25 protein-coding genes are annotated in these 21,445 nt (G+C 63.1%); 17 read left to right on the top strand and 8 right to left on the bottom strand.

Annotated features, from left to right (window positions below; genetic code table 11):
- The first annotated feature begins 59 nt into the window (after positions 1-59).
- The 3 genes from DQG18_RS03870 to DQG18_RS03860 all read left to right on the top strand — a co-directional run bounded on the left by DQG18_RS03870 (position 60) and on the right by DQG18_RS03860 (position 3,362).
- A complete protein-coding gene (locus DQG18_RS03870) occupies positions 60-1,076 on the top strand; it encodes an asparaginase (protein ID WP_116652926.1) in 1,017 nt (338 codons plus the stop codon).
- Between the two features lie 258 nt (positions 1,077-1,334).
- Positions 1,335-2,822, top strand: coding sequence for a helicase HerA-like C-terminal domain-containing protein (locus DQG18_RS03865; protein WP_116652925.1), 1,488 nt, complete (start codon positions 1,335-1,337; stop codon positions 2,820-2,822).
- 9 nt (positions 2,823-2,831) lie between these two features.
- Positions 2,832-3,362 (top strand): hypothetical protein, encoded by a 531-nt coding sequence (locus DQG18_RS03860; protein WP_116652924.1) that lies wholly within the window; start codon positions 2,832-2,834, stop codon positions 3,360-3,362.
- A 357-nt stretch (positions 3,363-3,719) separates the two neighbouring features.
- Here DQG18_RS03860 and DQG18_RS03855 read toward each other — a convergent pair whose 3' ends face one another.
- Together DQG18_RS03855 and DQG18_RS03850 are read right to left on the bottom strand one after the other, a co-directional pair.
- Entirely contained in the window at positions 3,720-4,277 is a 558-nt protein-coding gene (locus DQG18_RS03855; protein WP_116652923.1) for a response regulator, read from the bottom strand.
- Positions 4,278-4,433: 156 nt separating this feature from the next.
- On the bottom strand, positions 4,434-5,033 hold the full coding sequence (locus DQG18_RS03850) for a superoxide dismutase (protein WP_116652922.1): 600 nt from the start codon (positions 5,031-5,033) through the stop codon (positions 4,434-4,436).
- Positions 5,034-5,196: 163 nt separating this feature from the next.
- Here DQG18_RS03850 and DQG18_RS03845 point away from each other — a divergent pair, with 163 nt between their 5' ends.
- Together DQG18_RS03845 and DQG18_RS03840 are read left to right on the top strand one after the other, a co-directional pair.
- Positions 5,197-5,475, top strand: a complete 279-nt coding sequence (locus DQG18_RS03845; RefSeq protein ID WP_116652921.1) for a type II toxin-antitoxin system RelE/ParE family toxin — start codon at positions 5,197-5,199, stop codon at positions 5,473-5,475.
- Between the two features lie 14 nt (positions 5,476-5,489).
- Positions 5,490-5,777, top strand: a complete 288-nt coding sequence (locus DQG18_RS03840; protein WP_198669679.1) for a HigA family addiction module antitoxin — start codon at positions 5,490-5,492, stop codon at positions 5,775-5,777.
- Between the two features lie 4 nt (positions 5,778-5,781).
- On the opposite strand, the gene DQG18_RS03835 is transcribed toward DQG18_RS03840, so the two are convergent.
- The 4 genes from DQG18_RS03835 to msrB form a co-directional block, all read right to left on the bottom strand.
- Positions 5,782-7,854, bottom strand: coding sequence for a S9 family peptidase (locus tag DQG18_RS03835; protein ID WP_116652920.1), 2,073 nt, complete (start codon positions 7,852-7,854; stop codon positions 5,782-5,784).
- A gap of 330 nt (positions 7,855-8,184) precedes the next feature.
- A complete protein-coding gene (locus DQG18_RS03830; RefSeq protein WP_116652919.1) occupies positions 8,185-8,577 on the bottom strand; it encodes a helix-turn-helix domain-containing protein in 393 nt (130 codons plus the stop codon).
- A 12-nt stretch (positions 8,578-8,589) separates the two neighbouring features.
- On the bottom strand, positions 8,590-8,838 hold the full coding sequence (locus tag DQG18_RS03825) for a type II toxin-antitoxin system RelE family toxin (RefSeq protein ID WP_245958359.1): 249 nt from the start codon (positions 8,836-8,838) through the stop codon (positions 8,590-8,592).
- A gap of 34 nt (positions 8,839-8,872) precedes the next feature.
- On the bottom strand, positions 8,873-9,271 hold the full coding sequence (gene msrB / locus DQG18_RS03820) for a peptide-methionine (R)-S-oxide reductase MsrB (RefSeq protein ID WP_116652918.1): 399 nt from the start codon (positions 9,269-9,271) through the stop codon (positions 8,873-8,875).
- 209 nt (positions 9,272-9,480) lie between these two features.
- Between msrB and DQG18_RS03815 the strand changes: the two genes are divergently transcribed.
- The 10 genes from DQG18_RS03815 (at position 9,481) to DQG18_RS03770 (ending at position 17,241) form a co-directional block, all read left to right on the top strand.
- Entirely contained in the window at positions 9,481-11,862 is a 2,382-nt protein-coding gene (locus DQG18_RS03815) for a putative monovalent cation/H+ antiporter subunit A (protein WP_245958358.1), read from the top strand.
- Entirely contained in the window at positions 11,859-12,281 is a 423-nt protein-coding gene (locus DQG18_RS03810; RefSeq protein ID WP_116652916.1) for a Na(+)/H(+) antiporter subunit B, read from the top strand. Before DQG18_RS03815 ends, DQG18_RS03810 begins: the two co-directional genes overlap by 4 nt.
- A complete protein-coding gene (locus DQG18_RS03805; protein ID WP_116652915.1) occupies positions 12,281-12,658 on the top strand; it encodes a Na+/H+ antiporter subunit C in 378 nt (125 codons plus the stop codon). Before DQG18_RS03810 ends, DQG18_RS03805 begins: the two co-directional genes overlap by 1 nt.
- 53 nt (positions 12,659-12,711) lie before the next feature.
- Positions 12,712-14,256: a proton-conducting transporter transmembrane domain-containing protein gene (locus tag DQG18_RS03800; RefSeq protein WP_157969986.1), complete on the top strand. Its 1,545-nt coding sequence runs from the start codon at positions 12,712-12,714 to the stop codon at positions 14,254-14,256.
- Positions 14,253-14,732, top strand: coding sequence for a Na+/H+ antiporter subunit E (locus tag DQG18_RS03795; protein ID WP_281270386.1), 480 nt, complete (start codon positions 14,253-14,255; stop codon positions 14,730-14,732). The genes DQG18_RS03800 and DQG18_RS03795 overlap by 4 nt, the downstream gene beginning before the upstream one ends.
- On the top strand, positions 14,729-15,055 hold the full coding sequence (locus tag DQG18_RS03790; RefSeq protein WP_116652913.1) for a cation:proton antiporter: 327 nt from the start codon (positions 14,729-14,731) through the stop codon (positions 15,053-15,055). The genes DQG18_RS03795 and DQG18_RS03790 overlap by 4 nt, the downstream gene beginning before the upstream one ends.
- On the top strand, positions 15,052-15,405 hold the full coding sequence (gene mnhG, locus DQG18_RS03785) for a monovalent cation/H(+) antiporter subunit G (protein WP_116652912.1): 354 nt from the start codon (positions 15,052-15,054) through the stop codon (positions 15,403-15,405). Before DQG18_RS03790 ends, mnhG begins: the two co-directional genes overlap by 4 nt.
- Positions 15,406-15,548: 143 nt before the next feature.
- Positions 15,549-15,965, top strand: a complete 417-nt coding sequence (locus DQG18_RS03780) for a Ros/MucR family transcriptional regulator (protein WP_198669651.1) — start codon at positions 15,549-15,551, stop codon at positions 15,963-15,965.
- A gap of 462 nt (positions 15,966-16,427) precedes the next feature.
- Complete coding sequence (locus DQG18_RS03775) at positions 16,428-16,802, top strand: helix-turn-helix domain-containing protein (protein WP_116652910.1); 375 nt, start codon at positions 16,428-16,430, stop codon at positions 16,800-16,802.
- Positions 16,789-17,241, top strand: coding sequence for a DUF6456 domain-containing protein (locus tag DQG18_RS03770; protein ID WP_157969985.1), 453 nt, complete (start codon positions 16,789-16,791; stop codon positions 17,239-17,241). The genes DQG18_RS03775 and DQG18_RS03770 overlap by 14 nt, the downstream gene beginning before the upstream one ends.
- Before the next feature lie 226 nt (positions 17,242-17,467).
- Here DQG18_RS03770 and DQG18_RS03765 read toward each other — a convergent pair whose 3' ends face one another.
- Together DQG18_RS03765 and DQG18_RS03760 are read right to left on the bottom strand one after the other, a co-directional pair.
- The gene (locus tag DQG18_RS03765; protein ID WP_116652908.1) at positions 17,468-17,896 is read right to left on the bottom strand and encodes a SufE family protein; all 429 of its coding nucleotides are present in this window, start codon (positions 17,894-17,896) and stop codon (positions 17,468-17,470) included.
- Between the two features lie 46 nt (positions 17,897-17,942).
- Entirely contained in the window at positions 17,943-18,206 is a 264-nt protein-coding gene (locus tag DQG18_RS03760) for a hypothetical protein (RefSeq protein WP_116652907.1), read from the bottom strand.
- A 300-nt stretch (positions 18,207-18,506) separates the two neighbouring features.
- Between DQG18_RS03760 and DQG18_RS03755 the strand changes: the two genes are divergently transcribed.
- Together DQG18_RS03755 and DQG18_RS03750 are read left to right on the top strand one after the other, a co-directional pair.
- Positions 18,507-20,318 carry a PAS domain-containing sensor histidine kinase gene (locus DQG18_RS03755; protein ID WP_116652906.1) on the top strand — a complete coding sequence of 604 codons (1,812 nt, stop codon included), beginning with the start codon at positions 18,507-18,509 and terminating at the stop codon, positions 20,316-20,318.
- Complete coding sequence (locus DQG18_RS03750) at positions 20,315-21,262, top strand: peptidoglycan-binding domain-containing protein (RefSeq protein WP_116652905.1); 948 nt, start codon at positions 20,315-20,317, stop codon at positions 21,260-21,262. Before DQG18_RS03755 ends, DQG18_RS03750 begins: the two co-directional genes overlap by 4 nt.
- Positions 21,263-21,445 lie beyond the last annotated feature (183 nt).

The raw sequence follows: 21,445 nt of genomic DNA, 5'->3' as shown, positions 1-21,445 counted from the left end.
TTCCCCGCGCCGTGCCTTGAATGGCAACGATGCACGGACCGTTGCGGAGAGTTTTTATCATGCAGGCCAATCCCGTCCTCGCCCGTTTCATGCGCGGCAACTGGGTCGAGAACCGCCATCGCGGCGCGTTCTGCCTTTCGGACGCCAATGGCAATATCGAAATCTCGATGGGCGACATCGACCGGCCCATCTTCCCGCGTTCCGCGATCAAGGCCATGCAGGCCCTGCCCATGTTCGAGACCGGTGCGGTGGGCAGCTTCGGCCTTGGCGACGATGCGCTGAGCCTTGCCTGCGCCTCCCATCACGGCGAGGCCGATCACGTAGCGGTCGCTCGCAAGATGCTGGCCGCGTCCGGTCTTTCCGCCGATGATCTGGAATGCGGCGCCCATCCCCCCTCCAACGCTGCCGCGCGCAAGGCGCTCGAAGCGAGCGGGGAAAAGCCTTCGGCTCTCCACAATAACTGTTCGGGCAAACACGCCGGCATGCTCTCGGTGGCCCGTGCGCTGGGCATTGACACCAGGGGCTATATCGAGCGCGAGCACGAAGTTCAAAAGCGGGTGCGCAAGGCCGTCGAGACCGTGATCGGCGAGGCATTGACCGAGGACCGCTGCGGCACCGACGGGTGCTCCATCCCGACCTGGGCTGCCCCCTTGCACAGCTTTGCTACCGGCTTTGCCCGCATGGCAACCGGCGTGGGCCTGCCCGAAGATATGGCAGGGGCCGCGCAGCGTCTCTTTGACGCCGCAACCGCGCACCCCCACCTCATCGCCGGCACCGACACTTTCGATACTGACGCCATGACCGCATTCAAGGGGCGGCTGATGGTCAAGATCGGCGCGGACGGCGTCTTTTGCGGCGCGATCCGCGACAAGGGCCTGGGCTTCGCCCTTAAATGCGACGACGGCAGCCTCCCCGCCGCCACCGCCATGATCGCCGCGATCCTGCAAGGTATTGCCGACCCCGAAGACGGGGCGCTAGCGACGCTCAAGCGCTACGCGCAAAAGCCGATGACGAACTGGCGCGGCATCGAAGTGGGCACGCTGGAGGCGACCAGCGAGGCTTATGTTTATCTGTAGGGATGGGCTTGGGCATCGCATAGGCTTCGGCTAACGCCGACCCCCCCTCCCAACCTCCCCCACAAGGGGGGGAGGTGCTGGCCTTGTGCGTAGGGAAGTGCCGAGGAAAAGAAAGCACCCTCCCCTTGATGGGGAGGGCTGGGGAGGGGTGAAGCCACACCCGCAAATCCCCCCTCTCCCCCCGCGAGCCTTGCAGGCTGGCAACCCCCGCCGCTATAGATATCCACCCCAAGCTGAATCGGACGGGAAAGGCCACCGATGCTTCTCGATAATGCTGTTTATCTCGGCACCAGTACGCGTCCCGAATATCTCGCGCTCAACTACGGCAACCGGCACGGTCTCATCACCGGGGCGACCGGCACGGGCAAGACGGTGACGCTCCAGATATTGGCCGAGGGCTTTTCGCGCGCCGGGGTGCCGGTATTCTGCGCGGACATAAAGGGAGATGTCGCCGGGATCGCGGCGGCAGGCGAGCCGCAGGATTTCCTGGCCGCGCGCGCCGAAAAGATTGGCTTTTCCGATTATGCGTTCGAGGGCTTTCCGACCATTTTCTGGGACCTGTTCGGGCGGCAGGGACACCCCGTGCGCACGACGGTTTCCGAGATGGGGCCGCTGCTGCTTTCGCGTATCCTCGAACTCAACGCGACCCAGGAAGGCGTGCTCAACGCCGCCTTCAAATATGCCGACGATGAGGGCCTTTTGCTGCTCGACTTCAAGGATCTGCGGGCGCTGCTGGTCCATATGGGCGAACACCGTTCCACGCTTTCGGGGCGCTATGGCAACATCGCAACGGCAACGATCGGCGCCATCCAGCGCGCGCTGCTGGTGGTCGAACAACAGGGCGGCGAGAACTTTTTTGGCGAGCACGCGCTCGAGATTTCCGACCTGATGCGCGTCGACCCGCAGGGCAGGGGCTATATCTCGGTACTGGCCGCCGACGAACTGATGCGCGCGCCCCGGCTTTACGCAATCTTCCTGCTCTGGATGCTGTCCGAGCTTTTCGAGCAGCTCCCCGAAGTCGGCAATCCCGACAAGCCGAAACTGGTCTTCTTTTTCGAGGAGGCCCATCTGCTGTTCGATGAAGCGCCCAAGGCATTGCTCGACAAGATCGAGCAGGTGGTCAAGCTCGTGCGCTCGAAAGGCGTCGGGGTTTATTTCGTGACCCAGAACCCCATGGACGTGCCCGAGGCGGTGCTGGCGCAGCTTGGCAACCGCGTCCAGCACGCCCTGCGCGCCTATACGCCAAAGGAACAGCGCGCTGTTCGCGCCGCCGCCGACAGTTTTCGGCCCAACCCCGATTTCTCGACCGAGGAGGTCATCACCCAGCTCGGTACCGGCGAGGCGCTGGTCTCTGTGCTCGAGGAAAAGGGCGTGCCCTCCATCGTCGGGCGCACGTTGATCCGCCCGCCATCCTCACGCATGGGGCCGCTAACCCCGGAGGAACGCCGGGCGGCGATGGCGGCAAGCCCGGTCGCAGGCAAATACGACGAGGACTACGACCGCGAGTCGGCCTATGAACTGCTCACGCGCCGCGCCGAAGACGCCGCGCGCGAGGCGGAAATGGCCGCGCGGGAAGAGGAAATCCGCAAGGCCGCCGAGGAAGCCCGCAAGGCGCGCGCGAAGGCATCCGCCCCGCGCCGTTCCACGCGGCAAACGCCGGTCGAAGCCGCGCTCAACCAGTTTGCTCGCACGGCGGGGCGCGAAGTGGCGCGCAACCTTATGGGCATCTTCAAGGCAAGAAGGTAAAAAGGGCCGATGGCTGCACTGACCTCCGTTGCCGTTTTCGCCGATTGCGGCGTCACCGCCCACCAGGCGCAATACCGCCACGTGGGGGAAGCGGTGGCGCGCCGGAAGGCGCATCTGGTCTGCCTCGCCTGCGAGGGGGAATGGCCGCGCGCGCTGGTCGATTCCGCGCTCGCCCATGGCGGCACGGTTACGGTCTGCACCGCAGGAGATGCCGCGCTGAACGTGCCGCGGGGGGTGGTTATCGATCGCTCCGGCGACATCCGTACCGCCGGAGCGCGCGCCGCCAAGCTGGGACAGGCCCTCATCGCGCTCCCCGGCGGGCTCGGGGCGGTTTCCGCGCTCTATAACGCCTGGGCCGATGGCGGGGGCCCGGATGCCGGCAAGCCCGTTGGCCTCCTCAACCGCCATTCGGCCTTCGAGGTCGTACGCGGCTTCCTGACCGATATTGCCGCCGTGGGGCTGGGCAGCGTCGACCAGTTCGTGCAGGTGTCGGATAATTTCGAGGATCTGTGGACGCGGCTGGCAAGGGTGGTCGAGTAGCAGGCACTGCTTGCGCTCTGCCGACCTTCCCGCCGTCAGACCTCCCCGTCGTCACCCGGTTTATCCGGGTGACCCAACAGTCACAAAAGCTGGATTGCCCGGATAAACCGGGCAACGACGGAGGAAAAAGGAGCGCTCAGGAGCGGTGCAAGCCAAGCGCGCCCAGCCTGCCCGCGAGGTTCCTGCGATTGCGGCGGGTTCGGTCTGGACCCCGGGAATGAATCCCGGGGTGACGAGCGGGAATGGGGCAGATATCGGCCAAAACCACCAATATCATTCCGGAACCCGTTCCCGGAATCCAGCGCGATCCAACCCCAACCGCCGTGGCAGGCCGTTTCCATCAAGACCTGAAATGCTCTAAACCTCCACCCGTCCGTTCTCAAGCCGGGCCTTGTGCGCGAGGAACGAGACCACGTTGGTCCCGTTGCTCCGGCGCTCGATGGGGATGGGGCGGGTGTCCTTCACATGGACGCGCCCGCGCCGCTCGGGGCCGGCATAGGCGGGACCGCAGGCGATGTGGTCGTGGGGCGGGCGGCGGAGACGGGCGGTGACGCGCTCTTCGAGATAGAGCGGGCTCATCGGCTTCATGATGACCTCATCGATCCCCGCCCGCACGCAGCGCTGGCGCATGGTGAGATCGACCTGCCTGCTGAGTGCGATGATCTGCACGTGGCGCGAGACGACCATCTCGTCCGAGCGCAATTCGAGCGCGATGTCGGCGGCGGTGGCGCTTTCCAGCGCATAGTCGGCCACGAGAACCGCGACCGGCGCGATGCGCATATAGGCCGAAAGGGCGCGGGTGTCGCGGAATTCGCGCACGCGCCAGTTGTGCCCCCGCCGCAGCGTTGCCCCCAGGATCGAGGCCAGCGCCGGGCTGGTGGATAGAACCGCAATGGTGGGCGCCGGTGCGTTCAAACCGCGTTGTCTCCGTTGAGTCGGGCATGCTTAACGAAAGCTTACCTAACACAGCGCGCGGATGCCACGACAGCAGGAGTGAATTAACGTTAAAATGAATGCGCCCGCCTGTGAACAAGCGGGGCATTCCGGTTTTCCGGGGTGACAGTCAGTGTGTTACGAAGCAGCCTCATAAAGCTCTTCGACATATTCCCAGTTCACGAGATTGTCGAAGAAGGCTTCGAGGTATTTCGGGCGCGCATTACGGTAGTCGATATAGTAGGAGTGCTCCCACACATCGACGCCGAGCAGCGGCACGCCACCATGGACCAGCGGGTTTTCGCCGTTCGGGGTCTTGGTGACTTCGAGCTTGCCGTCCTTGAGTGCCAGCCATGCCCAGCCCGAGCCGAACTGGCCCGCACCGGCGGCAAGAAAATCCTCGCGGAACTTGTCATAGCCGCCCAGATCGGAATCGACGGCCTTGGCGAGCTTGGCAGGCAGCGACTTGCCGCCGCCATTGGGCTTCATCCACTTCCAGAAGTGGATGTGGTTGTAATGCTGGCCGGCATTGTTGAACAGGCCCTGGTTCTTGCCATAACTCTCTTTGACGATCTCCTCGAGCGATTTGCCTTCGAGACCCGAGCCTTCGAGCAACTTGTTGCCGTTGGTCACATAGGCCTGATGGTGCTTGTCGTGGTGGAATTCGAGCGTCTCGGCTGACATGTACGGGCCAAGCGCGTCATAGGCATAGGGCAGGTCGGGCAGGGAAAAGCTCATCGTAAGGCCTCCTTGATGATTGTGATTTCTGGCGCCCGGTAAATTTACCAAGCGAGTTCTTTTTATATATCGCGAGCAGCCAGCGGCGGCAATCGGATAGCGGGAAAAAGTTGTCTCGGGTGCGGGGCTTGTAAAGTGTATCGCACCACTATACATTGCTCTAATGATCGTCGGCTTTCGGCACAAGGGTCTGGAGACCTTTTTTCATACCGGCTCGACGCGGGGCATTCAGCCTGCGCACGCAAAAAAGCTCGCGCGCATTCTGGGTCTCTTGCACATTGCTCAACGGCCGCAGGACATGATGGTTCCTTCGTACCGATTGCATCAATTGAAGGGTGGCCTTGCAGGCCATTGGTCGATCTGGGTGAATGGGAACTGGCGGGTGACGTTCCGCTTCGTCGGGTCGGACGTCGAGCTTGTCGATTATCAGGATTATCATTGAGGAGCAGGCAAATGTTGATGCACAATCATCCCCATCCGGGCGAGGTCCTCAAGGAAGATGTCATCGAGCCCCTCGGTCTTTCCGTGACCGAAGCCGCCGAGCGGCTTGCCATGTCGCGGGTGGCGCTGTCCCGGGTGCTCAACGGCAAGGCAGGCATCAGCCCCGACCTCGCCATCCGGCTCGAACAGGCCGGAGTCAGCACCGCGCGGGCATGGATTGCCCTTCAGGCCAATTATGACCTCTGGAAAGCCATGCAGCACGAACAGCCGCCAGTACGCGCCCTGCAGGACGACGCGGCGTAAGGGGCTACGCCAGCCCCGCACACCGCAGCGCGAAGGCGTAGGTGATCGCCGTCTCCTTGATCCGCTCAAAGCGCCCTGAGGCACCGCCATGGCCTGCGCCCATATTGGTGCGCAGGTAGAGCGGGTTGCCGTCGGTCTTTTCCGCGCGTAGCTTGGCCACCCATTTCGCCGGCTCCCAATAGGTGACGCGCGGATCGGTGAGGCCCGCCAGCGACAGGATCGGCGGATAGGCCTTTGCTTCCACATTGTCATAGGGCGAATAGGACGCGATGCGGCTGTAAGCCTCCGTCGAGGCGATAGGGTTGCCCCATTCGGGCCATTCGGGCGGGGTGAGGGGCAGGGTGTCGTCGAGCATGGTGTTGAGCACGTCGACGAACGGCACGATGGCCATGACCCCGCCCCACAGGTCAGGCCGCATATTGGCGATCGCGCCCATCAGCATCCCGCCCGCCGAGCCGCCTTCCGCGATGATCCGGCCCTTGGCGGAATAGCCCTTTTCGATCAGCATTTCGGCTGCGGCGATGAAATCGGTGAAGGTGTTGGTCTTGTGTTCGGCACGGCCCGATTTGTACCAGCGATAGCCCTTGTCCATGCCGCCCCTTATATGGGCGATGGCATAGACAAAGCCCCTGTCGACCAGCGATAGGTTCGACACCGAAAAGCCCGCCGGGATGGAATGCCCATAGGACCCGTAGCCATAGAGCAGGGCAGGGGCCGAACCGTCGAGCTTCAAGCCTTTCCGGTACAGCAACGTCACCGGCACGTCCTCGCCATCCGGCGCCCTGGCGAACAGCCGCTTCGTCTCATAAAGCGCGGGGTCGTGGCCCGAGGGCACCTCCTGCTGCTTGCGCAGCACGCGCTCACCGGTTTCAAGGTCCATATCGAAGACCTGCGCCGGGGTGGTGGGCGAGGAATAGGAAAAGCGGATGGTTGCGGTATCGAACTCATAGCCGCCGACCAGCCCCAGCGAATAGGCTTCCTCGGGGAAGGCGATGGTTTCTTCCTCGCCGGTGCGCAGGTCGCGCACGATGATGCGCGGCAGGCCGTCCTTGCGCTCGAGCCGGATGAGGTGGTTGGCGAGCAGTTCGATATCGAGGATCAGCGTGCCTTGCTCGTGGGGCACCAGATCGTTCCAGTTCGCAACGCCCGGATCGGCGAGCGGCGCGGTGACGATCTTGAAGTCCTCGGCCGCATCGTCATTGGTGAGGATATAGAGCGTGCCGCCCCGCTCCTCGACCGAATATTCGGTGTTCTCATGGCGCGGTTCGACGCATACCGGCGCGCCGCCCTTGTCCGCATCGATCAGCCAGACCTCGGATGTCTGGTGGTCATGGGCGGAAATGGTGATAAAGCGGCGGGACTGGGTCTGGCTGACGCCGACGAAAAAGCCGGGGTCCTTTTCCTCATAGACGATCTCGTCATCGGCCTGCGCGGTGCCCAGGACATGTCTGCGCACGCGGAACGGCCGATGGTTTTCATCGAGTTCGACATAAAAGAACGATCTTGAATCGTTCATCCACGTCGCGCCGCTGCCCGCCTTTTCGATTTTCTCTTCCCGATCCTTGCCGCTCTCGACATCACGAATGAGAATGTCGAAATATTCCGACCCGTTCCGGTCCGCCGCCCAGGCGATCATCGTATGGCACGGCGAGTGCTCGGCCCCGCCGAATCCAAAATACCCGTCTCCCGCTTCCGCATTGCAGTCGAGCAGGATGGTCTCATCGCCACCCTCCCGCGCCGTCCGGCAGATGAGCGCATACTGGTCGCCCTCGCGGGTGCGCGAATAATAGGAGAATGGCCCGTCCGGGGAGGGCACCGAGGAATCGTCCTCTTTGATCCGGCCCCGGATTTCCTTGTAGATCGTCTCCTGCAACGCCTTGGTCGGTTCGCCGAACTGACTTTCATACCAGGCATTTTCCGCTTCGAGATAAACGCGGATATCCTCGGGCAGCACCGAAGGATCGGCCATCACCTCCCGCCAGTTATCGGCGCGCAGCCAATGATAGGGATCGTTGCGCGTAATGCCGTGACGGGTGTCGGAATGCTGGCGCTGTTCGGCGCGGGGCGGGGTGATCATAGGGAGCCTTCGACGAAATGACTGAGGCTGTCGAATATCGTCATCCGAGCCCGTTGTGCAAGCGTACTTAGAGTGCCTAACAAAACCAGAGATGGCCACGATGGGGTTTGGACGAGTCGGATGCAAGGACAGGCGCGTGGGCGATACCGGGGGTATCGCCAAGCGACTGGACACGGCAGGCGGCCGTCCAAACCCCACCTGCGGCGTGCGGAATTTGTCCATCCGCTGCGTTCCCGCGTTTGCCGATACCTCGGTATCGGCTGCACGCGGCGCCTTGCGGGCTGAACAAATTGCGCGCGTCGTGGCCGTCTCTGGTTTTGTTAGGCACTCTTAGCCGACCAGCACGTCGAGCGGCACGCCAAGTGCCCGGGCGATGGCCTTGAGGCTTTCGGCGGTACCGTTTTTTCGTCCCGTCTCGATTTCGGCAATATAGGCTTGGGAAAAGCCGGCGGTTTTGGCGAGTTGTGCCTGTGTGAGACCGCGGAACAGACGCAACACCTTGACCGGCGCATCCCCCTCCTCGATCGCCTGCCAGACCGACTCAGGCAGCGCCACCTCGTCCCCGCGCTCCAGTTCCGCGCCGGTCTCAGCGATAATACGCGCTGTCATCGCGTCTTCGCTATCGGTTTCGCCGAGCCGGGCAAGAAGGGCATCGTAATCACGGCGCGACAGAACGATCAGGTCTTCACCGGCTTCAGTGCGGATGATTTGGGGCGTACCCATGATCGCTTCCTTTCAACGATAAATTTCGCGACGATGTCCTACGGCGCGCACCTCGATGACGTCCCCAGTCTCAACGAAAATGGCCCGGAAATCGCCGATACGCAGCCGCGCGCAGGTCCCGCCCACCATCACCTTGACGTCGCCTGCGCCTGTTTCCCTATATCGGTGTAGGGCCTTGTCGATCCGATCACGCACGTCGGGAGGGAGTTTACGATAGGACCGCCGGGCAGTCGTGGTGAAGGCGATCGCTTTTATCGCCACAATATAGCAGTTCGCTATACTGCTTCAAGCGACTTTACTCCCCCGCCTCGAACTCCAGCGAAAGCCCGTTCGTGCAATAGCGCAGCCCGGTCGGCGCGGGGCCGTCGGGGAAGACGTGGCCAAGATGGGCATCGCAGTTCGCGCAGCGGATTTCGGTGCGGCGCATGAAGTGGCTGCGATCGTCGATCTCGATGATGGCGTCTTCCGATACCGGCTGGAAAAAGCTCGGCCAGCCCGAACCGGAATCATATTTGGCGTCGGAGGTGAAAAGCGGCGCCCCGCAGCATACACAATAATAGGTGCCTTCGCGCTTTTCGGTATTGTAAGGATGGGAAAAGGCGCGCTCGGTGCCGTGTTCGCGGGTGACATGAAACTGCTCGGGCGTCAGTTTGGCGCGCCACTCGGTATTGGAAACTGTTTTCATGTCGGTCATTTTCAACCCCGCCTCGTCTGTTGAACGCAAGATGTATAGCACTTTTTCTCCATATGGTGTTCACAACTGCGCGGGTCAACGTGCGGTTCCCTGGGGAGGGTTTTCGGTTTTGGTTGAGCTTGGGAACGAGAGCGTTAACCTCACCCCCTGGTGATTCTGTGTCGGATCGGCAGGGCCGCGGGGCGGTCATTTGAACTTCGGGGGGAATTTTGGGTCCCAGCATCGACGTTTCCATAGCGCTCGTTTCGGTCGCACCGTTCCTTGCCGCGCTCCTTGCGCCCTGGGTCAAAAGATTCACCGGTCCGCTCGCGGGCTGGGTGCTCGCCATCGTCCCCGCTTCGATCTTCCTGTTCCTTGCCGGTTTTATCGGGCCGGTGGCCGAAAACGAGGTTGTGCGCGGCGGCCTGAGCTGGATACCGGCCTACGGGATTGCGTTTTCCTTTTTCATTGATGGACTGAGCCTGCTCTTCGGGTTGCTGATTTCGGGCATCGGCGTTTTCATCGTCATCTATTCGGGCGGCTATCTGGCCGGTCACCCGCATCAGGGGCGGTTCTTTGCCTATATATTGATGTTCATGGGCTCCATGCTGGGCCTTGTGCTTGCCGATAATCTTTTCACCCTGTTCCTTTTCTGGGAATTGACCTCGATCACCTCGTTCCTGTTGATCGGGTTCGACCATTCCCGCCAGGCCGCGCGCCGTGCCGCCTATCAGTCGCTGGTCGTCACGGGCGGGGGCGGGCTGGTGCTGCTGGCCGGATTCATCCTGCTTGCTGTCATGACGGGAGAAAATTCGCTCACCGGCCTGCTGACGACCGCAGGGCTCGTCCAGCAACATTCCTTCTATCTGCCGGTCATGCTCCTGATCGTCGCCGGGGCGTTCGCCAAGTCGGCACAGGTGCCGCTGCATTTCTGGCTGCCCAACGCCATGGAAGCGCCCACGCCGGTCTCGGCCTACCTCCATTCGGCGACCATGGTGAAGGCGGGCGTTTACCTCCTCGCCCGCATGAGCCCCATACTGGGCGGCACCGGCCACTGGTTCTGGGTCCTCACCCTGTTCGGCGGCGTGACGCTCCTCCTGGGCGGAGCGCTGGCCGTGCGCCAGACCGACATCAAGCAGATGCTCGCCTATACGACGATGGGGTCGCTCGGCCTTCTGGTCCTGCTGATCGGGTTCGGAACGAAAGAGGCGATCCTTGGCGCGGTGCTCTATCTTTGCGCCCATTCGCTCTTCAAGGGTGCGTTGTTCATGGTGGCGGGCAATCTCGACCACGGCACGGGCACCCGCGACATCACCGTCCTTGGCGGCTTGCGCGAGAAGATGTCGGTCACCTTTATCGCGGCCGTCCTCGCGGCGATCTCCATGGCCGGGTTGCCCATTGCGCTGGGCTTTTTCGCCAAGGAGGAAATGTATCTGGCCATGGTCGGGGGGGCGTGGCCCGATTTGCTGTTCCTGGCTGTCCTCGTTGTGGGCAACGCGCTGATGATGGCGGTGGGCGTGCTGATTGCGACGAAACCGTTCCTCGGCCCGCTGCGCCCCACGCCGCAAGCCCCGCACGAGGTGTCGCCCGCGCTTTTCGCCGGCCCCGTGGTGCTTGCGGTGCTCGGGCTCGTCGCCGGCCTCTTCACAGGCTGGCTCAACGTTCATCTTCTCGACCCCACCGGCGGCGCGATCCATAACGGGGCGGTCGATGCCAATATCCACCTCGGCCTCGATCCGGCCAATCCCGCGCTCTGGGCCTCGGTCGTCACCTGGGCGCTCGGCGCGCTGCTTGTGTGGCGGGCCGATGCGGTGCGTTCGGCGCTGCGCCGGGCCGGAAACGCCATCGGCTGGACTTTCGACAACGGATTCGATGCCTTCATTTCCGGCCTTATCCGGTCCGCCGATGCGATCACCCGCACGCTCCATCACGGCAGGCTCGAAATCTATATGCTCGTGCTGTTCATAGCGCTGGCGCTGGCGCTCTACCTGCCGATGATCATCACAGGCACGCTGCCCGCCATGCCCGAACTCGCTCCGCTGACCTTTTACGAATGGGGCGCCATTCTCATCGCCGTCCTGGGACTGATCACCGTGCTGCTTTCGGTAACCCGGCTTGCCGCCATCGTCGCGCTGGGCGTCCAGGGATTTGCCGTTGCGGTGATCTTCATGCTGTTCGGCGCGCCCGATCTGGCCTTCACCCAGTTCATGGTGGAAACGCTCTCGGTCATCATCCTCGCCCTGGTCATGACCAAGCTCCATCTCGATGCAAGGGACCATCGCATGCTCGAGGAACGGGTACGCGACGGGGCGGTCGCCCTTGCCGTCGCTTCCGGGTTCGCGGTGATGCTCGTTGCCGTGCTGGGGGTCGATCTCGATCTTTCGCTGACCGAGCTGTTCCGGGCGACCAGCACCCCGATCGCCCACGGCCGCAACATCGTCAATGTCATCCTCGTCGATTACCGCGCAATCGATACGCTGGGCGAGATCTCCGTGGTGATGGCGGCTGGCCTCGCCATTCTGGCGGTCATTCGCGTGCGTTTCCATGAGGGGCGCGTGCCGCCCGCAAGGCCGGCAAAGTCCGGCCCCGGCCGCCGGAGGGCAAAAGCATGAACACGGTCATTTTCCGCACGGTGGCGCCAGGCATCGCGGCGCTGATGCTGGTCTTTTCGGTTTTCGTCCTGCTGCGTGGCCACAACGAGCCGGGCGGCGGGTTCATCGGCGGGCTCATCGGCGCATCGGGATTAGCGGTTTACGGCATCGCCTGCGGCGTGCGCGAGGCGCGCAAGGCCATGGTCGTCCACCCCATCACCATTGCCGGTTTCGGTGTGTTCATCGCCGCCATTTCCGGCCTTCTGCCGCTGTTTGCCGAGGTTCCGTTCCTTACGGGGCTGTGGTGGATCTTTGAACTCGAAGGGCGGGAAATCGCCCTTTCGACCCCGCTGATCTTCGATATCGGCGTCTATGCCGCGGTGGTCGGCGCGGTGTCCACCATCGCGCTCACGCTCGAAAGCGACGAGGAGCATTTCTGATGGAAGTCGCGCTTGCCGGTCTGATCGGAGTATTTTTCGCCGTCGCGGTCTATCTCCTGCTCTCGCGGTCGATCATCCGCATGCTGCTGGGCGTCGTGGTGCTCGGCAACGCCGTCAACCTCATGATCTTCACGGTCGGGCGTCTCACCGTCGAGATACCTCCCATCGTTCCGGCGGGCGACTATCTGCCGCTCGAAGGCTCGGCCAATCCCTTGCCGCAGGCGCTGATCCTTACCGCCATCGTTATCGGCTTTGCCCTCTTTGCCTTCCTGCTCGTGCTCGGCTACCGCGCCTATCAGGAGCTCGATGCCGACAACACCGACACCATGCGCCTTGCCGAGCCGCCCGAAGCGCCGCGCCCGCCCTTGAGCTATTAGGACCACGCCCGACGATGGAGAGCCCATATCAATCCCTGGACCTGCCCCCCGCGATGATCGCTACGGCGACCGCGATCGATGATTGGGTCGTGGTCTGGCCGGTCGCCCTGTCGCTGCTGGGCGCGGGGCTTCTGGTCATGCTGCGCCGTCATCGCGACATGCAACTGGCCTTTGCGGTGGCGATCATTCTCGCCATTGTCGTCTCCAACGTCACGCTCGTGTTGCGTGTCCTCGAGACCGGCCCCGTAGCCATGACCATGGGCAAATGGCTGCCACCGTTCGGGATCACCTTTGGCGCCGACATGACCAGCGCGCTCTTCAGCCTCGCCGCATCGGCCGCCGCGCTGTTCGTCGCCTTTTACGCACAAGGCGAGATCGACGCCCGCGAGCATCGTTTCGGCTTTTATCCCATGCTGCTGCTGCTGCTTTGCGGGGTGTGCGGCTCGTTCCTCACCGGCGATATCTTCAACCTCTATGTCTGGTTCGAGGTGATGCTGATTTCCTCCTTTGGCCTGCTCATTCTGGGCGGGCGCAAGGTCCAGCTCGACGGTGCGGTGAAATACGGTTTTCTCAACCTCCTCGCCACGGCCTTTTTCCTCGCCACGGTCGCCTATCTCTATGGCGTCACCGGCACCCTCAATTTCGCCGATCTCGTCGCCAAGGCCGACACTATCCCCTTGGGCATCATGCTTACGCTGGCGGCGCTGTTTCTCTTCGCTTTCGGGGTGAAGGCCGCCGCCTTCCCGGCCAATGCCTGGCTGCCCGCCTCCTATCACACCCCGGCGGTTTCGGTGTCGGCCGTGTTCGGCGGGCTTTTGACCAAGGTGGGCGCCTACGCCATCATAAGGGTGCTGATGTTCGTCTTGCCCGAGGGGCGGGCTGCTCTCGAGCCGGTCATCGCCGTCATCGCCGTGGCGACCCTGCTGCTCGGTCCGATCGGCGCGCTGGCCCAGACCAATATCCGTCGCGCCATCGGCTTTCTCGTCATCGGTGGCATCGGCGCGCTCTTTGCCGGGCTTTCGCTCGGCTCGATGCACGGGATCGGCGGCGCGGTGTTTTATGGCGTCCATTCCATCTTGACGATCACCGCGCTTTATCTTGCCGCCGGTCTTGTCGAAAAGATGAGCGGCACCACGGAGATTCGGCTGATGGGCGGTATTTACGCTGCCAATTCGCTGCTTTCGGCCGTCTTCATCTTTCTGGTCTTCACCATTTCCGGCCTGCCGCCATTCCTCGGCTTCTGGCCCAAGCTGTTGCTGGTCGAAGGCGGGGTGAGGGCAGGGGACTGGTTCATCGTCTCGGGGCTCCTGCTCAATTCCTTTATCACCCTCATCGCCACCAGCCGCATCTGGCTGCACGTCTTCTGGCGCAACGGGCCGGAGGGTGAGCGGTCCGAGCAGCGCAACACCATGCTGCGCGCACTTTCGGGGGCTGAGAATCGCTTCGGGCTCCCCTCGGTCGTCGTGCTGGCGGGGCTCATTGCAGCGCTTGGCCTGTTCCCCGACTGGCTGTTCAACGCCAGCGGCATGGCCGGTTTCGACATGCTCGACCCGTCCCGCTATATTGCAGCGGTCTTTGTGGAGGTGGCCCAGCCGTGACCTTCGTTCTTCTCGTCATCGTCCTTGCCCTGATGTGGGCTGCCGTCACCGGCTCCTTCACGCTGATGAATCTGCTGCTCGGCGGCGCCATCGGCGCTGTGGCGACCCTGTTCATCCGGGACAAGGTGGACCAGCCCTTCATCCTGCGCAGGCTTGGGCGCATTATCCGGCTCGTGGTGATGTTCTTTTCCGAACTGATTCTTTCGGCCTGGCGTGTGGCGGTGCTCGTGGCGTCCCCCAACATGCATGCAAAGCTCAAACCCGCGATCTTCGCCTATCCGCTGACGGTGACGACCGATCAGCAGATTACACTGCTTGCCAACCTCATCACGCTGACGCCCGGCACGCTGTCCGTCGACGTTTCCGAGGATCGATCGACCCTTTACGTCCACGCCCTCGACATCGGCGAAAAGCAGGAGACCATCCGCTCGATCCGCGAAGGCTTCGAGGCAAGGATCATCGAGGTGTTCCAATGATGAGCGGGCCTGAATTTCTCCACCTCGCAACGACCGTCTCGCTCGGGCTTTTGACCCTCGCCTTTCTCCTGGCCGTCTACCGCATCGCGGCCGGGCCTTCGCTAGCCGACCGGGTGCTGGCGCTCGATATGCTGGTCGCGGTGGTCATCGGCTATATCGGGGTCATCGCGCTCAGGACCGGCTTCATGCTCTATCTCGACATTGCCATCGCGCTGGGCCTTGTGGGTTTTCTCTCCACCGTCGCTTTCGCCCGCTTCATCCTGCAGCGCTGGCAGATCAGCCAGGCGGCCGAGGAGCAGTCACGCCCGGAGGCACGCCGATGATCGTGGAAACCCTTCACTACCTGGCCGGCGCGCTGGTCATCATCGGGGCGCTGTTCAGCCTTCTGGCGGTTATCGGCATCCTGCGCCTGCCCGACCTTTATACGCGCATGCACGCCGCCTCCAAGGCCGGAACGGTGGGTTCGGGGGCGGTGCTGGTGGCGATCGCGCTCGTCTCGTTCGATGGTGCGGTCATCCTGCGCGCGCTGGTGGGAATTGTCTTTTTCATGCTCACCGCGCCCATTTCGGCCCATCTTCTGGCCCGTGCCGCCTATATTGCCGGATACCGTCCTTGCGATGAAACCGTGCTCAACGAACTTGAAAACCCTGGTTCAACAACCAATAAACTTTAGCACAATCAAAATTCTGCCAATATATGGTAAAATGCTTGTCAGGGACGTTAAATAACCCTAGACAAGAACCGTGAAATGACGCGGATTTCTCATTGTTGTGTAAATATTGGCTCCCCCCAGGCCAGAAAGGAAGTGCAATGTCGATGACCGCTCCTGCGGAAACGCCGGTCAACCTCGACCTCGTGGAATTCAGCTCCGAGATCATCGCTGCCTATGTGAGCAACAACGCGGTAGCCCCCGGCGATCTTCCCAAGCTCATTGCCGAAGTTCACGCCGCGCTCAAAGGTCTCACCCAGGAAGAGGCTGCCGAACCTGTTGAAGAAAAAAAGCCCGCAGTGCCCATTCGCAAGTCGGTGACGCCCGATTACATCATCTGTCTTGAAGACGGAAAGAAGTTCAAGTCGCTCAAACGCCACCTGCGAACCCACTACAATCTCTCGCCGGAAGAATACCGCGAAAAGTGGGGTCTCCCCGCCGATTACCCGATGGTCGCACCATCCTACTCGGCAACCCGCTCGAGGCTTGCCAAGGCAAACGGGCTGGGCCGCAAGGCCGGCTGACCGTCATCCCATCGAGGAAACTCTTACCAAGGCCATCCGCGGATGGCCTTTTTGATTCCGGGAGTTGCAACTTGCTTTGTTCGCTACCCCGGCGAAAGCCGGGGTCCATGCTTCGGCACCCGCCGTCGCGGATGGTTTGCTACGGGTCCCGGCTTTAGAGCAGATCAGTGTTTGATGGAATCATCGAGGCTCCCGTGATTGCGGCGGGTTCGGTCTGGACCCCGGGAATAAATCCCGGGGTGACAGGCGGGAATAGGGCAGGTATCGGCCAAAGCCGCCAATGTCATTCCGGGACCCGTTCCCGGCAATCCAGCGCGATCCTTCAAAACGCGCCGCTCTGTGCCGGTTCAATCAAAACCTGAAATGATCTAGCCGGGACGGCAAATGAAGCCCCCGTACTTATCCCCGCCCCCATCCATCTTCGTTATAGGAATTATATCCTATTTATGAGAAGGTGGTCCTATGACACGAAAGTCTCGTTCCGCACCCGCTGTGTCCGATATGGGCTGTGCGCGGGTTTTGCGCATCGTTGCCGCCCATAAGGGGGTGCGCCGTGCCGATATGCTCAGCCCGACGCGCTCGCGCCTGCCGATCGCCTCGGCGCGGCAACTGGCCATGTATCTGTGCCATGTCATGCTGGGGCTGAACCTCACCGAAGTGGGCCGCTATTTCGGCCGCGACCGGACCACCGTCTCGTATGCCTGCGCGCTTATCGAGGATGCGCGCGAGGATAATGCGGTCGACCGTGAAATCGAAATTCTGGAGGATGCCATTTCCGGCTGGATGGAAACCGGGTCCCGCGCCCGCCGGGAGGTGGTGGCCGATGCTGCGGTCTGAACGAAGGTCCGGGAAGGGCTTCCTCGAGCCCCATCATCTCGAGACCGCGCGCCGCGTGTCGCAGCTTTTCGATCGTGCCCATCTGACCCCGCGTGTCACCATGCACTATTCGCCCATGCCCAAGGCGGGGCCCAACACCGGTGCGCCGGGCGGGATCACCGACATGGCCGCCGAAGCCCGCCGGGCCCTCGCCGAAATCCATCGCACCCTGCCCGCCGATTGCGCCGCCGTGGTCATCGATGTGTGCTGCTACGAAAAGGGTCTGCAGACCATCGAAACCGAACGCGGCTGGCCCCGGCGAAGCGCCAAACTGGTCCTCAGGATCGGCCTCGACCATCTGGCCGCCCACTTCGGCCTCTCCGCATCGGCGACAGGGCCGAAGCCGAACGGGGCGCAAAGCTGGATGGGCGAGGGCGCAAGGCCGACGGAGGTGGGGTAGGGTGCGTTCAGGAAGCATCGCTGGCCCCCTCATCCGACCTTTCGCTTGCGCGAAAGCCCACCTTCTCCCACGAGGGGAGAAGGGAAACCGTGGGGCAGCCACACGAGCCCCCCTCTCCCCTCGTGGGAGAGGGGCTGGGGGTGAGGGGGCCAGCGATGCCAGCCAAAACCCCCAACCGCCAAAAAATAACTGAACGAATTGAACGCAATCCGTCCAATCCGTTCAGTTATCCCGCGATTGCCCTGGCATCGCTGCGGATGCGGTTGACCATGGCGGCCAGCCCGTTGGAGCGTTGCGTGGAAAGGTGTTCGCGCAGCCCCAGCCCGTCGAGAACGGGCAGGGCATCGGTGGCGGCGATTTCGGCGGGCGCGCGGTCGGAATAGAGCGCGAGGAGGATCGAAACGAGCCCCTGGACGATCATCGCATCGGATTCGCCGCGATAGGTGAGCACCGTTTCGCCGTCCCTTTCGTCCCGCTCGGTCACCAGCCACACCTGCGAGGCGCAGCCCCGCACGCGGTTGGCTTCGGTGCGCTCGGTTTCGGCCAGCGGCGGCAGGCCCTGCCCGAGTTCGATGATGTAGCGGTAGCGGTCTTCCCAGTCGTCGAGAAAGGAAAGGTTTTCTGCGATGTCGTCAAAGGCGGCTGTGGTCTGCATAAGCCGTTATGTAATGGCTTCGGGCCCGCGATTCCACCGTAAAAAGCTAGCTGGCCCAGTCCGGGCGGGGCGGCGGCACGGGGGCAGGGGCCGTGGCATTGGATTCGAGCGCGCCCACCACCACGGCGCGCCCGACCACGCATTCGAGCGAATCGCATTCGATCGACTTGACCCCCGTCGCCAGCGCCTGCTGGCTCTCCTGAGCGATCCGGCCGGCTTTTTCGCCCATGGTGTCCATATCCGCGCCCGCTGTGGGAGCAACGAGCATGAAGCCAATGGTGAGCCAGAAGGCGGAGCGCATGAGAAACATCGCGGGGTCAATCCATATGCGTAAGATTGGATTTGAGCATAGCGGGGGCCCGTAAAGGCGATCTCGTGGATTTTCCGCATATTTGATTCAAATTTTACGCAAATGCGCAAGACCGCCGAAACCCACCGCTAAGCAAGACTCTATTTACGCTATCGGCAGAAACACGGCCCTCCCGCTGCCGCCTTTGGTTTCCCCGCGCCCGATTTAAGGGTGGGTTAGGGCTTCTGGTGAAGTGTGGGGCCAGCGCCGGATCGATCCGGCACCGGGTCGCGTGTTCTACCCGGAACAGTTGAGTAGCAGATGCGTAACCGTTCCATTTTCTCAGCCCCTGGCATGCTGTTTTCCGGCCCCCAATGGGCTGGCGCGCGTCCCGATGTGTTGCGCAGGCAGGCCCTGTTCTTCAATACGCTCCTGCTACTGGGCGCGGTTGCCATCGCTTATCCCGTCGCCATCTACATGCTTATCATGGGCAGTGCCGCTCCGGTGATGCTGGTCACCATCGCGCTCGCCCTGGCGGCGCTGGCCCTGGTCTTCCACATGCGGCGCGCCTTCGAGCAGGAACTGGCCTGCCAGGTGACGCTGATCGCCATCGTGGGCTGCGCGCTGACGCTGGTCGACGCGGACGTCTTCGATTTCGGCCTCGCCATCGCCATGATGGCGACGTTGAAGGCGCTTCTGATGTCCCACAGCCGCTACAAGCACCTGGCCTGGGCGTCGCCCGCCTTTGCGCTGGCCATCGGCCTTGGCGTGCGCTCGGGGCACCTGCCCAGCCCCTTTGCGGGCGGCACGGCGGACTGGCTGTTCGTCGGGATCGCGGCCTATGCCGCTGCCGTGATGATCATCGCCGTCACCGCCAACCGGCTCAACTTCGCCGCCAATGCCAGCAGCCGGAACCATCTCAAGACGTTTTCCATGTTGGTCGAAAGCGTCAAGGACGCCGTGGTGCGCTACGATACCGATGGCGGCATCCTGTTCCTGTCCAGATCCTCGGCGACCCTGCTCAACTGCCAGCGCTTCGAGCTCGATGGCAGCGGTTTTTTCGAGCGCGTCCACGTCATGGACCGCCCCGCCTATCTGGCCGCGCTTTCGGATGCGGGCAAGCGGGGCTTGCGTACGGGGGTGGAAATCCGCATGCGCCGGGATGGCGAGGCGGGCGAGCCTGCCCGCTTCATCTGGGTGGAACTCGACCTTTCCCCCGTGATCGATGAGGGTGAAGGCACCGCACCCCGCGAGATCATCGGCCTCCTGCGCGATATTTCGGACCGCAAGCAGGCCGAGAGCGAGCTTGAAAAGGCCCGTGTCGACGCCGAGGAAGCCTCGCAGGCCAAGTCGCGTTTTCTCGCCACGGTCGGCCACGAACTGCGCACGCCACTTAATGCGATCGTTGGGTTCTCCGACATGATGCAGGCCGGGATCGGGGGCGAGCCTTCGGCCCAGCACCGCGAATATGCCGCGCTCATCAGCCAGAGCGGGCACCACCTGCTCGAAGTGGTCAACATGCTGCTCGACATGTCGAGGATCGAGGCGGGCAAGTTCGAGGTGCAGCCCGAGCCGTTCAAGCCCGAGACGCTGGTCGAGCCCTGCATCCAGATCGTCGAGAAATCCGCCGCCGATCGTGGTATAAGGCTCGAGGCCGATATGCCCGTGGCCCTTCCCATGCTGGTTGCCGACGAGCGCGCCTGTCGCCAGGTGCTCATCAACCTGCTCTCCAATGCCGTCAAGTTCAGCCATGACGGCGGCGTGGTCAGGCTCGCGATGAAGCGCCGGGGCCGGATGCTCCTGGTCTCGGTTAGCGATGCCGGGATCGGCATGAAGCCCGAGATGATCAGCCGGATCGGCGAGCCGTTCCTGCAGGCACAGGACGGGCTCTCGCGCCGCTACGAAGGCACCGGGCTTGGCCTTTCGATCGTCAAGGGGCTGGTGGGGCTCCATAACGGGCGCATCGAGATCATATCCGAACCGGGCAATGGCACGACGGTCGTCGTGCTGCTGCCGCTCGACGGGCCGGGAAGCGTCGCCGAGGCCAATGTCGAGCCTCTGCATTCCCCCCGCCAAAGACCTGACGATGAAACCAAATGGCTAGAAGACGAAAAAAGAAGCGCAGCACGATGACGACGAGCACGATGACGAACATTCCGCTCGCTATCGGGGCGGGCCTTGCCGGTCTCGCCGCCCGGGGCGGGCAATGGTGCCTTGAGCGCATGGTCCGTTCCCCCATGGGATCAACGGCCTTCGTGCTTGTGACCGGGCTGACCCTGATGGCGGGGACCAACGCGCTTTATCTGCAAGAGGTACGGCACCCCGCACCCATGTTCACCTCGGTCGCGGATACGCCGGTGGCTGAACTGATCGCTCCGCCGCCAGTGCGCCCGGTTCTCGTTGCGCCGGCGCAAGAGACGGCCCAGCCGGTCGCGGCGCCACAGCCTGTGCCGGCCCCGGCGGAAGTATCCCAGCCGGAATCCGCCCAGACCCTGATCGGCAATGCAGACATCGCCGCCATGCAGGAAAAGCTCAAGCAGCTTGGGCTTTTCGACGGCACGGTCGATGGCTATTACGGCCCCAAGACAGCCGACGCCATCCGCGCCTTCGAGCAGCGCCACGGCCTGCCGCGCACGGGCGCCGCTTCGCCGCAGGTGATCGAGGCGGTGCGCAGCGCGCCCCTCAACACCTCCGAGGCGCCGCCCCGGCCCATGCAGGTGGTGGCCGAACCCGCCCAGGATGAACTCAATGCCCTCATCGCCGGGCTCGAACCCGCGCCGGCTGCGGCAGAGGAGGTGCCCGCCGGGGAACCGGACGTTGAGGCGGCCCTTTTTGATCCCCTTGCAGAAACCTCCGCGCCGCCCAGCGTGCCCGCCGCCCTTGATCGCGACCTCGTAAGCGAAATCCAGCGCGGCCTTTCGCGGCTGGGCTTCCTGCAGGGGCAGGCAAACGGGGTGGCCGACCAGACCACCGCCCTCGCCATCCGCAAGTTCCAGGTGTTCAACAACTTCCCCGCCACCGGCGAAGTCTCCACCGCCGTTCTCGACATGCTTGTCGCGGCGGGCGCGTATATGTAAGCAGGGCGAGAAGTTTTCCGGTTTCCAACTGTAAGCATCGCTGGCCCCCTCACCCCCAGCCCTTCTTCGGCTCCAATCGCTCCACTGGAGCGATTGGTGGCTGCGCCACCACCTCGAAGTCCCACGAGGGGAGAGGGAGGCTCGTGCGGCAGCCCCACGGATGCCCTTCTCCCCTCGAGGGAG

It is taken from the genome of Pelagibacterium sediminicola, assembly GCF_003390885.1.
Lineage (GTDB): Bacteria > Pseudomonadota > Alphaproteobacteria > Rhizobiales > Devosiaceae > Pelagibacterium > Pelagibacterium sediminicola.
The sequence above is the reverse complement of the archived record's forward strand: the minus strand, read 5'-3'. Positions and strand labels throughout refer to the sequence as shown.